At 54.8% G+C, this 15828-nt stretch carries 14 protein-coding genes; 8 read left to right on the forward strand and 6 right to left on the reverse strand.

Features of this window, described 5'->3' with window-relative positions; all coding sequences use genetic code 11:
* Positions 1-15 precede the first annotated feature (15 nt).
* Positions 16-2001 (reverse strand): ligand-gated channel protein, encoded by a 1986-nt coding sequence (locus H2Z33_RS16180; protein WP_015572315.1) that lies wholly within the window; start codon positions 1999-2001, stop codon positions 16-18.
* 266 nt (positions 2002-2267) lie between these two features.
* Positions 2268-3095 (reverse strand): S-formylglutathione hydrolase, encoded by an 828-nt coding sequence (gene fghA / locus H2Z33_RS16185; RefSeq protein WP_198091803.1) that lies wholly within the window; start codon positions 3093-3095, stop codon positions 2268-2270.
* A gap of 137 nt (positions 3096-3232) precedes the next feature.
* Between fghA and H2Z33_RS16190 the strand changes: the two genes are divergently transcribed.
* The 7 genes from H2Z33_RS16190 to mglC all read left to right on the forward strand — a co-directional run bounded on the left by H2Z33_RS16190 (position 3233) and on the right by mglC (position 11426).
* On the forward strand, positions 3233-4381 hold the full coding sequence (locus H2Z33_RS16190; RefSeq protein ID WP_063134523.1) for a YbfB/YjiJ family MFS transporter: 1149 nt from the start codon (positions 3233-3235) through the stop codon (positions 4379-4381).
* 102 nt (positions 4382-4483) lie between these two features.
* Positions 4484-5152, forward strand: a complete 669-nt coding sequence (folE, locus tag H2Z33_RS16195; protein WP_015572317.1) for a GTP cyclohydrolase I FolE — start codon at positions 4484-4486, stop codon at positions 5150-5152.
* An 18-nt stretch (positions 5153-5170) separates the two neighbouring features.
* The gene (gene yeiB / locus H2Z33_RS16200) at positions 5171-6328 is read left to right on the forward strand and encodes a DUF418 domain-containing protein YeiB (protein WP_045343783.1); all 1158 of its coding nucleotides are present in this window, start codon (positions 5171-5173) and stop codon (positions 6326-6328) included.
* Between the two features lie 155 nt (positions 6329-6483).
* The gene (gene galS / locus H2Z33_RS16205) at positions 6484-7506 is read left to right on the forward strand and encodes an HTH-type transcriptional regulator GalS (RefSeq protein WP_063134522.1); all 1023 of its coding nucleotides are present in this window, start codon (positions 6484-6486) and stop codon (positions 7504-7506) included.
* Between the two features lie 295 nt (positions 7507-7801).
* Positions 7802-8800, forward strand: a complete 999-nt coding sequence (gene mglB, locus H2Z33_RS16210) for a galactose/glucose ABC transporter substrate-binding protein MglB (protein WP_017383382.1) — start codon at positions 7802-7804, stop codon at positions 8798-8800.
* Positions 8801-8879: 79 nt separating this feature from the next.
* On the forward strand, positions 8880-10400 hold the full coding sequence (gene mglA, locus H2Z33_RS16215) for a galactose/methyl galactoside ABC transporter ATP-binding protein MglA (protein WP_003859320.1): 1521 nt from the start codon (positions 8880-8882) through the stop codon (positions 10398-10400).
* Between the two features lie 15 nt (positions 10401-10415).
* Positions 10416-11426, forward strand: coding sequence for a galactose/methyl galactoside ABC transporter permease MglC (mglC, locus tag H2Z33_RS16220; RefSeq protein WP_003859318.1), 1011 nt, complete (start codon positions 10416-10418; stop codon positions 11424-11426).
* 127 nt (positions 11427-11553) lie between these two features.
* On the opposite strand, the gene sanA is transcribed toward mglC, so the two are convergent.
* From sanA to H2Z33_RS16240, 4 genes are all read right to left on the reverse strand, one after another.
* Positions 11554-12264: an outer membrane permeability protein SanA gene (sanA, locus tag H2Z33_RS16225; RefSeq protein ID WP_017383381.1), complete on the reverse strand. Its 711-nt coding sequence runs from the start codon at positions 12262-12264 to the stop codon at positions 11554-11556.
* Between the two features lie 127 nt (positions 12265-12391).
* On the reverse strand, positions 12392-13276 hold the full coding sequence (cdd, locus tag H2Z33_RS16230; RefSeq protein WP_063134521.1) for a cytidine deaminase: 885 nt from the start codon (positions 13274-13276) through the stop codon (positions 12392-12394).
* A gap of 128 nt (positions 13277-13404) precedes the next feature.
* Positions 13405-14100 (reverse strand): CidB/LrgB family autolysis modulator, encoded by a 696-nt coding sequence (locus tag H2Z33_RS16235; RefSeq protein ID WP_015572322.1) that lies wholly within the window; start codon positions 14098-14100, stop codon positions 13405-13407.
* On the reverse strand, positions 14097-14492 hold the full coding sequence (locus H2Z33_RS16240) for a CidA/LrgA family protein (protein WP_032671768.1): 396 nt from the start codon (positions 14490-14492) through the stop codon (positions 14097-14099). The genes H2Z33_RS16235 and H2Z33_RS16240 overlap by 4 nt, the downstream gene beginning before the upstream one ends.
* Before the next feature lie 168 nt (positions 14493-14660).
* Between H2Z33_RS16240 and dusC the strand changes: the two genes are divergently transcribed.
* Positions 14661-15596 carry a tRNA dihydrouridine(16) synthase DusC gene (gene dusC / locus H2Z33_RS16245; RefSeq protein ID WP_015572323.1) on the forward strand — a complete coding sequence of 312 codons (936 nt, stop codon included), beginning with the start codon at positions 14661-14663 and terminating at the stop codon, positions 15594-15596.
* The last annotated feature ends 232 nt before the right edge of the window (positions 15597-15828 follow it).

The following is a 15828-nucleotide window of genomic DNA, read 5'->3' on the forward strand; positions in this document are numbered from 1 at the left end:
TTTTTTATGGGCAGATCAGAAGCTGTAGGTCATGCCGACGGTGTAGCGACGGCCATCCAGCACGGTGTCATACGTATCGTAATCAATCTGCTTATCGAGCACGTTATACACACCGGCAGTAACCAGCAGGTTTTTGTTGGCGTTGTAGCGCATACCGACATCAACCTGAGTGTAGGACGGCGTACCCTGGGACATTGACGTGCGGCTCAGGTACTCAGACGTTTTACCGCGCAGGTTCAGACGGCTCCAGAATCCGACATCTGGCGTCGCCTGCCAGTCCAGGGTGGTGTTGAACATGTGTTTCGGCATTTTGTTCAGTGGCTTGCCGGAGAACTGGCCGCTCTTCTGCTCAGACTCCGTATAGGTGTAGTTTGCAGTCCAGTTCACATCGCGCGTGATTTTCCACCCGAAGGAGGACTCCACACCGCGCATGTTGGCTTTGTCCACGTTGACGCGATCGCTGACGAAATCATAGCTGTGATCGCCAATCGTACAGGCGGGATCGGCGCTGCTGTTACAGCGGCGAACTTCCGTAATCTTGTCCTTGAAGTCGGTATTAAACAGCGTTACGCCGGCATTCAGGTTATCGTTGTTATCCCAGAGCAGGGCGAGCTCTTCGCTCAGACTCTTCTCTGGTTTCAGATCCGGGTTGCCAACGATGATACCGTCAAGACGGCCGCCACCCGTTACCTGGCCCCAGCTGGCAGACGACTGACGCAGATCCGGCGCACGATAGCCAGCCGAAACCCCGCCTTTTAACGTCCACTGATCGGCCAGGTGCCATACGCCGTAACCGCGCGGCGTCCAGTTAGTACCGTAGTTTTGGTCTTTGTCCATACGCAGGCCGCCGGTCAACGTAAAGCTTTCCGTCATTGCCCATTCATCTTCGGCAAACAGGGCCCAGCTCCAGCGCGTCAGTTTGTTCAGTCCGTCAGCAGCTTCCAGCTGATTACCCTTGTCGCGCAGTTTCTCATAACGATACTGCCCGCCGAGGGTCAACGTATGATCGCCGAGGAAAATCTGGTTCTGGTTGTTGAAGGTGGTGTTATAGGAGCGCATTTTGCGACCTGGATTATTGGTCTCTTCCTGCTGGATATAGCTGGTGGTATTGAAGTCGTCGTAATACCCGCTGTGCGTTAAGGAGTAGGTCGTGTGCTCATAGCGCGAGTCGCTTTTGGTATTTGGCGTACAGGTTGTTCCCCGGCAGGTTTCAGCCGCTTTCGACATCCCCGGGGTGCTGTTTCTGTCCTGAAGCTCGCGAGCAAAGTCGAGGTCGAAATCGTTCTTCTCGTCCGGCGTGAAGTTCAGCGTAATGCCACCGTTACGCATTTTCTGCTCGTTATAGCCGTTCACGATTTTATCTTCTGCGCGGCGTGACAACAGCCCCGTCACTTTTGCGCCCAGCAGTCCGTCGATCAGGGGACCAGAAGCGTAGGCGTTGGTCTGGAAGATATCGCCGGAATCATTGTTTTCCTGGAAGGTCGCATCGCCATGCAACGAACCGGTCCAGGCTTTAGTGTTCGAGACTTTTTTGGTAATGACGTTAATTACGCCACCCATAGCATCGGAGCCGTAAAGCGAGGACATCGGGCCGCGGATGACCTCGATGCGCTCAATGGACTCCAGCGGCGGCAGCCAGCCTTGTTCAATACCCGAGTTGTCGCTGTTGGGGCGGGTGCTTCGCGTACTGACGCGTTTGCCGTTCACCAGGAACAGGGTGTACTGAGAGGCCATGCCGCGAATACTGATATCACTGCTGCTCCCGCCGCCAGTGACGACAACGCCCGGGACGTCTCTCAGGGCATCGGTAACATCACGGTAGGCTTTATCTTCAATCTGCTGTTTTGAAATCACAGAGATGGAGGCGGGGGCATTCTGGATTTTTTGTTCAAAACCCGTCGCGGTGACGACAACGGTGTCCTGATCGGCTGCGTGAACGAAGGGGGAACATGTGGCAGCGCCAATGGCGACGGCCAGGAGCTTAATGCGCGGTATTGTCATTTGTACATTCCGTATAAAAATGAATAAAACTCCATCGGGATAACCCTGAGAACTGTATGTTTTTGTCTTGTAAGAACTCTTTGAGATGGAGAAGAGCCTGGAATTGTACAAAAGAATGTAGAATTGTAAACACAAATGATAATTGAAATCATTTGTGTTTGGGTGTCGGAGACAGAAATCAGGCTGGATTCAAGCGGATAGAAGTATGTAAAGAGGGGGAGGGGAAGACCCGGTAGGCAGGAGGGCTACCGGGCAAAAGGCGGAACTTATCTGAACAGATGCTCCGCATGGAAGCGGAGATGATCCTCAATAAAGGACGCCATGAAGTAATAGCTGTGGTCGTATTCCGGCTGAATGCGCAGCGTTAGCGGCCAGTCCTTCTGGCGCGCGGCTTCCGCCAGCACCGCAGGCTGTAGCTGTCCGGCGAGGAACTGATCCGCATCGCCCTGATCGATAAGCATCGGGATCGCATTCACCGAATCGCTCGCCAGCATCAACGCGCAGCTGTCCCATTCCTGCCATTTTTCTGCTTCTTCACCCAGATAGTGCGTAAAGGCTTTTTGCCCCCACGGCACCTGCGTTGGGTTCACAATCGGCGCAAATGCGGACACGCTGGTGTATTTCCCCGGATTTTTCAGCGCCATTATCAGCGCCCCGTGGCCACCCATCGAATGTCCGCTTATCGCGCAGCGCTCGCTGACCGCGAACTGAGAGTGCACCAGGGCAGGCAGTTCATCGCGAATGTAGTCATACATGCGGTAATGGCTCGCCCACGGTTCTTCCGTGGCGTTGAGATAGAACCCGGCGCCTTTACCCAAATCGTATCCGGCATCGTCGGCCACGTCATCGCCACGCGGGCTGGTATCTGGCATCACCAGCGCAATGCCCAGTTCGGCGGCAATACGCTGGGCACCCGCTTTGGTGGTGAAGTTTTCGTCGTTGCAGGTCAGGCCTGAAAGCCAGTACAGCACCGGTGGATTGTCCGCAGGGGGCAGGAAAATGCTGAACGTCATAGCACAATTCAGCGTGGTGGAGTCGTGCCGCCAGCGCTGCTGTCGACCTTCAAAACAACGATGCTCTTCGAGCAGTTCCATGCAGGGCTCCTTAAAGGTAAGACGATTCATAAAACGCATAATACAGAGTTTTCATTGACCTGTGAGCAACTTTCACTTTCGCAGGACGGCGAGATGTTGCATCATAAATTTACTTTTCTTTAACAATTGGAGCGATCATGGCGCTGCGTATCGCGCTCAGCGGATTTGTGGTTCTGGTCGTGGCGATGGGGATAGGGCGCTTCGCCTTCACGCCTCAGGTGCCGCTGATGATAGCCGCCGGGCAACTCACGCTTACCAGCGCGGGGCTGGTGGCGGCAATGAACTATCTGGGCTATCTGGTGGGGGCATGGGATGCCATGCGCGCCCATCGCTTCGTTGAAACGCGTCTCTGGCTTGGCATCACCGGTGCGGTGGCGCTAACGCTGCTCTCCGCGGCGGCAGATAATGCCGTTGTTCACGGTCTGCTGCGCTTTGTGATCGGCTGCATGAGCGGCTGGTCGATGGTGCTGATTGCCGCCTGGACCAACGAGCGGCTGGGGCAGCTGGGCAAACCGGGACTCAGTGCGGCCGTCTTTGCCGGACCCGGGGCCGGCATCGCCCTGAGCGGCTTGCTGGCGGTCTATATTCAGGCGAAATCCTTGTCCGCCGGGGCGGCATGGCAAATCTACGGCGTACTGGCGCTGGTGCTGATTGTGCTGGTGGCGCGCTACCTGCCGCGGTCCGGGCAGCTCCATCGGCCCGGTACCGCGCCTGAACCGCTGCTGCTGACCGCAGATCTCAAGCGTCTGGTCTGGAGCTACAGCCTGGCAGGGTTCGGCTATATCCTCCCGGCGACCTTTTTATCGCAAATGGCGGCGGTGCGTTTTCCTGGCAGCCTGTTTCCCCAGTTTGTCTGGCCGATATTTGGCGCCGCCTCGGTGGTGGGAATTGCGCTCAGCATTGCCCTGCGGCATACATCAAGCGCTAACCGCAGGCTGGCGATTGTTCTGTGGTTACAGGGGATTGGCGTGCTGGCGGCCTGGCTGCTGCCGGGCATAGGCGGCTTGCTGGCGGGTGGGCTGCTGGTGGGCGGCGGGTTCCTCTGCGCCGTGCAGCTCTCTCTTTTGTACGGTCGCGAGCTGGCGCCAGACCACACGCGTTATATGGCGGGACTGCTCACCACCGGGTATGCCATTGGTCAGCTGGTGGGTCCGGTCACGTCGGCACTGTCGACCTGGCTCACGCATCGGCTGGAACCTGCGCTGGGGCTGGCGGGGATCGCGCTGTTCGTTGGCGGAGCGTTAGTCTGGAACCGTCAGGCTGAAAGGCAACAGCAATTGCAATAATTATCGTCGTGAATACTGGATTATGTGCGTCGCCTCACGCACAATGAGCGCACACTTTTGCCACAACGAGGGCAAAAGACGCCACACCTGCAGGAGAAAAGAATGTCATCACTCAGTAAAGAAGCAGCCCTTGTCCATGAAGCGCTGGTTGCGCGCGGTCTTGAAACGCCACTGCGCCCGCCCGTGCAGGAGCTGGACAATGATACCCGCAAGAGTCTGATCGCCGGCCATATGACGGAGATCATGCAACTGCTGAATCTCGATCTGAGCGACGACAGCCTGATGGAGACGCCGCACCGCATCGCGAAGATGTACGTCGACGAAATTTTCTCCGGCCTGGATTACGCGAACTTCCCGAAAATCACCGTCATTGAAAATAAGATGAAGGTCGATGAGATGGTGACGGTACGCGATATCACGCTGACCAGCACCTGCGAGCATCACTTTGTGACCATCGATGGTAAAGCGACGGTGGCCTATATTCCAAAAGATACGGTCATTGGCCTGTCCAAGATCAACCGCATCGTGCAGTTCTTTGCCCAGCGTCCGCAGGTGCAGGAGCGTCTGACGCAGCAGATCCTGACCGCACTGCAAACTCTGTTGGGTACTAACAACGTGGCGGTGTCTATCGACGCGGTGCACTACTGCGTGAAAGCGCGCGGCGTGCGTGATGCAACCAGCGCAACCACCACCACTTCGCTGGGCGGCCTGTTCAAATCGAGCCAGAACACCCGCCAGGAGTTCCTGCGCGCCGTGCGTCACCACAACTAATCAGACAGGGCAGGGACCATGGAGCGAAACGTCACGCTCGATTTTGTTCGCGGCGTCGCCATTCTCGGTATCCTGCTGCTGAATATCAGCGCCTTCGGTCTGCCGAAGGCCGCTTATCTGAATCCTGCGTGGTATGGCGACATCACGCGCAGCGACGCCTGGACGTGGGCAATCCTCGATCTCTTTGCACAGGTTAAATTCCTGACCCTCTTTGCGCTTCTGTTTGGCGCGGGACTTCAGCTTCTCCTCAAACGCGGTACGCGCTGGATCCAGTCGCGTTTAACGCTGCTGGTTATCCTCGGTTTTATTCACGGGCTGCTGTTCTGGGACGGCGATATTCTGCTCGCGTATGGTCTGGTGGGGCTGATTTGCTGGCGGCTGATCCGCGACGCGCCCGGTGTGAAAAGCCTGTTTAATACCGGCGTGATGCTCTATGTCATGGGACTGGCCGTGTTATTGCTGCTTGGCATGATTGCCGATGCTTCCACCAGTCGTTCATGGATCCCGGATGCGGCCAACCTGCAATATGAGCAGTTCTGGAAGCTGAAAGGCGGCATGGAAGCGATAGGCAACCGGGCCGATATGCTCGGCGATAACCTGCTGGCGCTGGGCGCGCAATACGGCTGGCAGCTGGCGGGGATGATGCTGATGGGCGCAGCCCTGATGCGCACCGGCTGGCTGAAAGGGGAATTTAGCCTGCGACACTATCGTCGTACGGGAGCAGGGCTGGTGCTGCTCGGCGTGATCATCAACCTCCCGGCGGTGATGATGCAGTGGCATCTTCAGTGGGATTACCGCTGGTGTGCATTCCTGTTGCAGGTGCCGCGCGAACTGAGCGCGCCGTTCCAGACTATTGGCTATGCGGCGCTGATCTACGGCTTCTGGCCCCAGCTTTCCCGCCTGTGGATCGTCAGTGCGGTGGCCTGCGTTGGGCGGATGGCGTTAAGCAATTACATCCTGCAAACGCTGATATGCACCACGCTTTTCTACCGATTCGGCCTGTTTATGAAATTCGACCGCCTGACGCTGCTGGCGTTTGTTATTCCGGTCTGGATTGTTAACGTGGTGTTTTCGGTTGTCTGGCTGCGTTTTTTCCGCCAGGGCCCGCTGGAATGGGCATGGCGACGGTTAACCGTCCGTGCTTCGGGCGTGTCATTGCGTAATACATCCAGATAACGATCTGGATCACAATCATTAACAAAACGGATGTAAGCGTTTTCATCTGTGTGAGCTTCTTCACGTAGTCTCCTCTCTCTCGCTGCCAGAATAGCCACCTTGCTAAACACAGGGGGTGTCTGTGAGTTGCTGCAATCCTTTAAAGGGTGGTGAATATGATCACCATTCGTGACGTCGCCCGCCTGGCGGGTGTTTCTGTTGCTACTGTCTCCCGCGTGCTGAACAACAGTGCGCTGGTCAGCCCTGAAACGCGTGAAACCGTAATGAAAGCCGTGACCCAGCTGGGGTACCGGCCAAACGCTAATGCCCAGGCGCTGGCGACGCAGGTCAGCGATACCATTGGCGTAGTGGTGATGGACGTGTCGGACGCCTTCTTCGGCGCGCTGGTCAAAGCGGTGGACGTCGTTGCCCAGCAGCACCAGAAATATGTGTTGATTGGCAACAGCTATCACGAGGCTGAAAAAGAGCGTTATGCCATTGAGGTACTGATCCGCCAGCGCTGTAACGCCCTGATTGTGCACTCTAAAGCCCTGAGCGATGAAGAGCTGGCCGGGTTTATGGAGCAAATCCCCGGCATGGTGCTGATCAATCGTATCGTCCCCGGCTACGCGCACCGCTGCGTCGGTCTGGATAACATCAGCGGCGCGATGATGGCGACGCGGATGCTCATCAGCAACGGCCATCAGCGCATTGGTTATCTGGCCTCCAGCCACGGTATTGAAGACGACATGATGCGCCGCGAGGGCTGGCAAAACGCCCTGAAAGAGCAGGGCATTGCGCCGCTGGAAAGCTGGGTAGGTACCGGTTCGCCGGACATGCAGGGCGGTGAAGCGGCAATGGTGGAACTGCTGGGGCGTAATCTTCAGCTGACGGCCGTGTTTGCCTATAACGACAGCATGGCGGCAGGTGCGCTTACCGCGCTGAAAGACAACGGCATTGCGGTGCCACAGCATTTATCGCTGATCGGCTTTGACGATATCCCGATTGCCCGTTACACCGATCCGCAGCTGACAACGGTGCGTTACCCCATTGCGTCGATGGCGAAACTGGCGACAGAGCTGGCGTTACAGGGGGCGGCAGGGCTGTTAGATCCTGACGCAACGCATTGTTTTATGCCGACTTTAGTTCGCCGCCATTCGGTCGCTATCCGACAAACTGTGGCTCCGATCACTAACTGATAACATCACGTGATGTAACCGTTTTCAATCTGTGAGTAAATTCACAGTATCTTAACAAGCCGCTGTCTATGATGTCAGCGTTTTAGGGGCTGAAACACAATGTAACGGTGATTATTCACTTTTACCGTTACCAGCATGCCTCAAACAACGAATAAAACGCATTTCTGGAGCGTTACCGAACACGGAAGCTGGACATTTTATAAGTGAACTTCGGCGATCAGTAACGTTTTATTAACTTCTGCCCGCCGACCGTTTTTCACAAGAACTACCCTGCATAAAAAAAACCGGAGATACCATGAATAAGAAGGTGTTGACTCTGTCTGCTGTCATGGCAAGCATGCTTTTTGGCGCAGCAGCGCACGCAGCGGATACCCGTATTGGCGTGACTATCTATAAATACGACGACAACTTCATGTCCGTTGTGCGTAAAGCAATTGAAAAAGATGCTAAATCAGCGCCAGACGTGCAGCTGCTGATGAATGACTCCCAGAATGACCAGTCCAAACAGAACGATCAGATTGACGTTCTTCTGGCAAAAGGCGTGAAAGCGCTGGCTATTAACCTGGTTGACCCGGCGGCGGCAGGTACGGTGATCGAGAAAGCGCGCGGCCAGAACGTGCCAATTGTCTTCTTCAACAAAGAACCTTCCCGTAAGGCGCTGGACAGCTACGATAAAGCGTATTACGTGGGTACCGACTCCAAAGAGTCCGGGATTATCCAGGGCGATCTGATTGCGAAACACTGGGCGGCGAACCCGAACTGGGATCTGAACAAAGATGGTCAGATTCAGTTCGTTCTGCTGAAAGGCGAACCGGGCCATCCGGATGCTGAAGCACGTACCACCTACGTTATTAAAGAGCTGAACGACAAGGGCCTGAAAACCCAGCAGCTGGCGTTAGACACCGCAATGTGGGACACCGCTCAGGCGAAAGATAAGATGGACGCTTGGCTGTCTGGTCCGAACGCCAACAAAATTGAAGTGGTCATCGCCAACAACGATGCGATGGCAATGGGTGCGGTAGAAGCGCTGAAAGCCCACAACAAATCCGCCATTCCTGTATTCGGTGTGGATGCCCTGCCAGAAGCGCTGGCGCTGGTGAAATCTGGCGCTATGGCCGGTACCGTGCTGAACGATGCCAACAACCAGGCGAAAGCCACCTTCGATCTGGCGAAAAACCTGGCCGACGGTAAAGGCGCCGCTGACGGGACTAACTGGAAAATTGACAACAAAATCGTTCGCGTTCCTTACGTGGGCGTAGACCAGTCCAACCTGGCTGAGTTTATCGGTAAATAAGTTATCTGCATTGTCTTCACTGGGCGCAATTCGTTGCGCCCTTTTATAACGCGATATGCGAGGCCAACAAGGTATAATTATGGTCAGCACAACTACTCAGTCGTCCGGTGAATACTTGTTGGAAATGACCGGTGTCAACAAGTCATTCCCCGGTGTTAAGGCGCTCGATAATGTTAATTTAAAAGTTCGTCCACACTCTATTCATGCGTTAATGGGTGAAAACGGTGCGGGTAAATCAACATTATTAAAATGCCTCTTTGGGATCTATCAAAAAGATTCTGGCAGCATTCTTTTTCAGGGAAAAGAGATCGACTTCCATTCAGCGAAAGAAGCGCTGGAGAACGGTATCTCGATGGTACACCAGGAATTAAACCTGGTTCTGCAACGTTCAGTTATGGATAATATGTGGTTGGGTCGTTATCCAACCAAAGGTGTCTTTGTCGATCAGGATAAAATGTATCGCGACACCAAAGCCATTTTTGATGAGCTGGATATTGATATCGACCCGCGCGCACGCGTCGGGACATTATCCGTTTCCCAGATGCAGATGATCGAAATTGCCAAAGCGTTCTCCTATGATGCGAAAATCGTGATCATGGATGAACCGACATCGTCATTAACGGAAAAAGAGGTTAACCACCTTTTTACCATTATTCGTAAGCTGAAAGATCGCGGCTGCGGCATTGTCTATATCTCACATAAAATGGAAGAGATCTTCCAGCTGTGCGATGAAATCACCATCCTGCGCGACGGCCAGTGGATCGCCACCCAGCCGCTGGAAGGGCTGGATATGGACAAGATCATCGCCATGATGGTTGGCCGTTCTCTGAACCAGCGCTTCCCGGATAAAGAAAACAAGCCAGGCGAAGTGATTCTGGAGGTGCGTAACCTGACCTCGCTGCGTCAGCCGTCTATCCGCGATGTCTCTTTCGATCTGCACAAGGGGGAGATCCTTGGCATCGCAGGGCTGGTGGGCGCCAAGCGCACCGATATCGTGGAAACCCTGTTTGGTATCCGTGAGAAAGCCGAAGGCACCATTACGCTGCACGGTAAGAAGATCAACAACCACAACGCCAACGAAGCCATTAATAATGGCTTTGCGCTGGTGACGGAAGAGCGTCGTTCCACCGGTATTTACGCTTATCTGGATATTAACTTTAACTCGTTAATTTCTAATATTCGCAATTACAAAAATAAAGTCGGGCTGCTGGATAATTCCCGCATGAAGAGCGATACCCAGTGGGTGATTGACTCCATGCGCGTGAAAACGCCGGGCCACCGCACGCAAATTGGCTCACTCTCGGGAGGGAACCAGCAGAAAGTCATTATTGGTCGCTGGCTATTAACCCAGCCTGAAATTCTGATGCTGGATGAACCTACGCGCGGTATCGACGTGGGTGCAAAATTTGAGATTTACCAGCTGATCGCCGAGCTGGCGAAAAAAGATAAAGGGATCATTATTATTTCTTCCGAAATGCCGGAATTGTTAGGGATCACAGACCGTATTCTGGTTATGAGCAATGGTCTCGTTGCCGGTATTGTTGAAACCAAAACGACAACGCAAAACGAAATTTTGCGTCTTGCGTCTTTGCACCTTTAAGATCAGGGGCTCCTCATGAGTGCGTTAAATAAAAAAAGTTTTCTCACTTATCTGAAAGAAGGCGGTATTTACGTTGTTCTTTTAGTCTTGCTGGCGATTATTATTTTCCAGGACCCTACGTTCTTAAGTCTGCTGAACTTGAGTAACATTCTGACCCAGTCTTCCGTACGTATTATTATCGCGCTTGGCGTGGCGGGGCTTATCGTTACCCAAGGGACTGACCTTTCGGCAGGGCGCCAGGTGGGTCTGGCGGCGGTCATTGCGGCAACCCTGTTGCAGTCGATGGAAAACGCCAACAAGGTGTTCCCGGAGATGGCGACCATGCCGATTTTCGTGGTGATCCTGATCGTGTGCGCCATCGGCGCGGTAATTGGCCTGATTAACGGCATCATCATTGCTTACCTGAACGTGACGCCATTCATCACCACGCTTGGCACGATGATCATCGTTTATGGTATCAACTCCCTGTACTACGATTTCGTCGGCGCGTCTCCAATCTCTGGCTTCGACAGCGGCTTCTCGACCTTCACGCAGGGGTTTGTTGCGCTGGGCAGCTTCCGTCTCTCCTACATCACCTTCTATGCGCTGATTGCGGTGGCGTTCGTCTGGATCCTGTGGAACAAAACCCGCTTCGGTAAAAACATCTTTGCTATCGGCGGTAACCCTGAAGCGGCGAAAGTGTCCGGGGTCAACGTGGCTCTGAACCTGCTGATGATTTACGCCCTGTCCGGGGTCTTCTACGCCTTCGGCGGGATGCTGGAAGCGGGCCGTATCGGCTCTGCAACCAACAACCTCGGCTTTATGTACGAACTGGATGCGATTGCAGCCTGCGTGGTTGGCGGCGTCTCCTTCAGCGGCGGCGTGGGGACCGTGCTGGGCGTGGTGACCGGTGTGATCATCTTCACCGTTATCAACTACGGCCTGACCTACATCGGCGTGAACCCCTACTGGCAGTACATCATCAAGGGCGCCATCATCATCTTCGCGGTTGCGCTGGATTCACTGAAGTACGCGCGTAAGAAGTAAGATCTTCAGAATGAAAAGGCCCGCTCACGTAGCGGGCCTTTTTTTGCCTGGTGGCGCGACGCTTACCGGGCCTACAAAATCGCGATCGTAGGTCGGGTAAGGCGAAGCCGCCACCCGACAAAAGTTATTACTTCTTCTGAATTTCCAGCAACTGCTCTGGCGTTACCGCCGGGTAACCCTGTGCATTCTCCGGCACTTCGTGCATCGTTGGGATCGGCACCAGCGGGCCTAAAAAGCGCGGTTCACGTTTGAATAAGTACAGGTCAGCCAGCGCGCCAAAACGAGCGCCAAACTCACGTACGCGCACGCTCAGCATATCCTTTGGCGATGGCACCGCATAACACTGCGCCTGAATGCCCATATGCAGGGCGATAAACAGCGCCCGCTCGCAGTGGAAACGCTGGGTAATGATGATGAAATCATTGGTGTCGAACACCTTGCGGGTACGCACGATGGAATCAAGCGTGCGGAATCCGGCGTAGTCGAGCACGATATCGGCCGGGTCGACGCCTGCGGCAATCAGATCTTTGCGCATCGTCACCGGCTCGTTATAGCTTTGCAGCGCGTTATCGCCGCTCAGCAGCAGATAGTTCACCTTGCCGCTGTTATAGGCGTTCAGCGCGCCCTGAATACGATACCGGTAATACTGATTTATGACGCCAGTGCGGTAATACTTGGCGGTGCCAAGCACCACACCAACCTGACGGTAGGGGAGATCCTGTAGGTCATCAAAAATGTAGGGGGCTGTTTTCCAGCTCATCCAGCGGTCGAGGCCCAGCACGATCAACAGCAGTATGCCGACCAGGACAGACAGGCTGTAAAACACGCGCTTTAACATGCAGATGGCTCGTACCGATGATGAAATTTCCCTCAGGCTACTGTACCCGCCTGGTTAGCGCAAGAAACAGCGATTCAACTGAGGGGTTTTTCGTCAGACTGGCGGGCAACTCTGCCCGCCGAACAGATTATGCCAGCAGCACGCGGTCGATGGTTGAACAGCCCAGCGCTTTCAGCGTGGCTGCGGTCGCGTCCCACTGGATCAGCGGCGCATCGGCCTTTTCAGCCAGGATTGCGCGCTGAATATCCGGGTAGTCATACCCGTTCAGGCTAAGCAGGTTCAGGGCACCCTGGAGCGGAGGCAGCGTCGGGTTAAATGCGGCGTTCTCTGCATAGCTGCCGGTGAAGATGCGGCCGTCGCGGCACTGAAGGGCGACGCCGCTTGGAGATTTGCTGTATGGCGTGTGGCTTTTATTGGCGGCGGCAATGGCCGCTTCGCTCAGCTCATCTCCCGAGAGCGCATAACCGTGGTCCTGCTCGTCCATCAGCAGGGTTTTGATCTCAAGATCTTTCGGGCCGAAAGCATCCGGCAGGTAATCACCCAGCGTATGCGGTGCGCGTCCCGGCAGGTTGATACGCAGTTCAAGACCGCTGTTCAGCTCATTCATAAACTGGCGGCAGTGGCCGCAAGGGGTATAGTTGACGGTGATGGCGCGCAGGGCTTTTTCGCCGCGCAGCCAGGCGTGACTGATGGCGCTCTGCTCCGCGTGGACGGTTTGCTGCATGGTCGCACCAAGAAACTCCATGTTTCCGCCGAAGTACCAGGTTCCGCTCACGCCGCGCGCAATTGCGCCTACGTTAAAATGGGAAAGGTCAGCGCGGGCGCAGGCAGCCGCAAGGGGCAGCAGGGCGAAAGCCAGCGCGTCTTCGTCCAGCCCCGTTGCCTGTTTAAGGGCCGTGACCTGATCTGCCTTCAGCAGGGCGGGGAAATGCGCATCCGCCAGAACCGGAGCCAGGGCTGATTGCAAATTCTCTGCAAGCTGAGAGAAAGCAGCTTGAAAACGTGGATGCATGACGTTGCCTCATCAAGGTTAATGGATCGGTAGTGTACGGAGCCGTACGGCCTTTATATGTGATCCAAATCTCATTATGTGTGCAACTTATGAAATGAAAATGAAATTTGCGCGACGCATCGCAAATTTTAGCCCATGACTGCCAGAATAATCGGGAAGATAAACGGCGCGACCAGGGAAGTAATAATCCCGCAGATCACCAGCGCCAGCGAGCTGAATGCCCCTTCCTGATAATCCAGTTCCGCGCAGCGTGCGGTGCCCAGCGCGTGCGAGGCGGTACCCATCGCCAGACCGCGTGCCGCTTTGGTCCGAATTTTCATGATATTCAGCAGCGTATGACCAAACACCGCGCCCAGGATACCGACGAAAATCACGCACACGGCGCTGATGGCCGGAATGCCCCCGATGCTGCCGCCCACGGCCATGGCAATCGGTGTGGTGACGGATTTAGGCAGGATAGAGGCGGCGATCTGCGGCGACGCGCCCATCAATAAGGCCACCGAGGTACCGGTGATCATCGCAACAAGGCTACCCACAAAGCAGATGGTAATGATGGATTTCCAGCGCGCGCGGATCTGATGCAGTTGCTCATATAAAGGAAACGCCAGCGCCACCACGGCAGGCTGCAACAAATCGTTGAGGATCTTGCTCCCGGCGAAGTAACGCTCGTAAGGAATGCCGGTGAGCAGCAGAAAAGGAATAATCACCACCATGGCGACCAGCAGCGGGTTGAGCAACGGCATTTTGAAACGCACCGCAAGCTTACGCGCAGCAAAGAACACCACCAGGGTTAACGGCAGGGACCACCAGATATTCGCCATCATTTTTTTGTTCTCTCCCCGACGACCTTGCGTTCGCCATGCACAATGTGTGAACTCCAGCTGACGACCAGGAATACCACCAGCGTACTGATGGCGCAGGAGACCACAATCGGGCCGAACTGCGCTTTAAGCACATCGTAATACTGCATCACCCCAACGCCGATAGGCACAAAAAGCAGGGCCATATAGCGAATGAGAACGAAGCACCCCGGATTAACCCATTTCGCGGGCAGCACCTGTAATGCCAGTAGCACAAACAGGATCAGCATGCCGATAATGCTGCCGGGTATCGTAATCGGCAGCAGCGAAGCGATAAAAATACCGGCGTACAGGCAGGCATAAATCAGGACGAAGGCGCGAAGGTATTGCCAGATAGTATTCAGTGATTTGCTCATGGTGAAAGTCCTTGCTGAGACGTATTCATCATACAATTAAACCTGAAAATGTGCCACGGATCACATCATGAATTTTGGGCATACCAGACATTCCGCAATGGAACGCCGGGCTTTCAACATACATAGAGAGCAGCTACTATAGCGCGTCTTTTTTCACAGGTACTCAGAATGCGTGTTTTACTGGCCCCGATGGAAGGTGTGCTCGACTCTCTCGTGCGCGAGCTGCTTACCGAGGTGAACGATTACGATCTCTGCGTGACGGAGTTTCTGCGCGTGGTCGATATGTTGCTGCCAGAAAAATCATTTTATCGTCTCTGCCCGGAACTGCATCGTCAGAGCCGTACCCCGTCCGGTACGCTGGTGCGTGTCCAGCTGCTCGGCCAGTATCCTGAGTGGCTGGCTGAAAACGCCGCCCGCGCGGTAGCGCTTGGTTCGTACGGCGTCGATCTTAACTGCGGCTGTCCGTCAAAGCTGGTCAACGGCAGCGGCGGGGGGGCGACGCTACTTAAAGATCCGGAGCTGATTTATCGCGGCGCAAAGGCCATGCGTGAGGCGGTGCCATCGCACCTGCCGGTGACGGTCAAAGTGCGTCTGGGATGGGACAGCGACGACAAGCAGTTTGAAATTGCTGACGCGGTGCAGCAGGCGGGCGCCACCGAGCTGGTGGTGCACGGGCGAACCAAAGAGGATGGTTATAAAGCCGAGCGCATTAACTGGCAGGCGATTGGCGAGATCCGCAAACGGCTTACGATCCCGGTGATTGCCAACGGCGAAATCTGGGATTACGAGAGCGCGCAGGCCTGCCTCAAAGAGACCGGCTGTAATGCCGTGATGATTGGCCGCGGTGCGCTGAACGTGCCGAACCTCAGCCGGGTGGTGAAATATAATGAGCCGCGGATGCCGTGGGCGGATGTGGTGAAACTACTGCAAAAATACACGCGGCTGGAAAAGCAGGGCGATACCGGCTTGTATCACGTCGCGCGCATTAAGCAGTGGCTGAGTTATTTGCGTAAAGAGTACGACGACGCGCTGGGATTATTTCAGGAGATCCGTACGCTACAGACGTCTGCGGATATTGCCCGGGTGATCCAGTCAAAATCCTGAGCGAAGTGTGAAGAGTTTGCCCGGCACGGAGCCGGGCAACAGAATCAGAAAATCATCTTGAATACGCCGGTTACCACCAGCAGCCCTATCAGAAATATAATCAAAATAACCCACAATAATATTTTCATTCGCCTCTCCTGCGTATGTCTGTCGAAGTAAGTGTAGCAGCCAATTCATAATTAGCATGAATACATGAAATTAAATCATTGTCTTGGGGAATAAATTTCCGGAT

This window comes from Enterobacter sp. YSU (assembly GCF_016082135.1).
Taxonomy (GTDB): Bacteria; Pseudomonadota; Gammaproteobacteria; order Enterobacterales; family Enterobacteriaceae; genus Enterobacter; species Enterobacter hormaechei_C.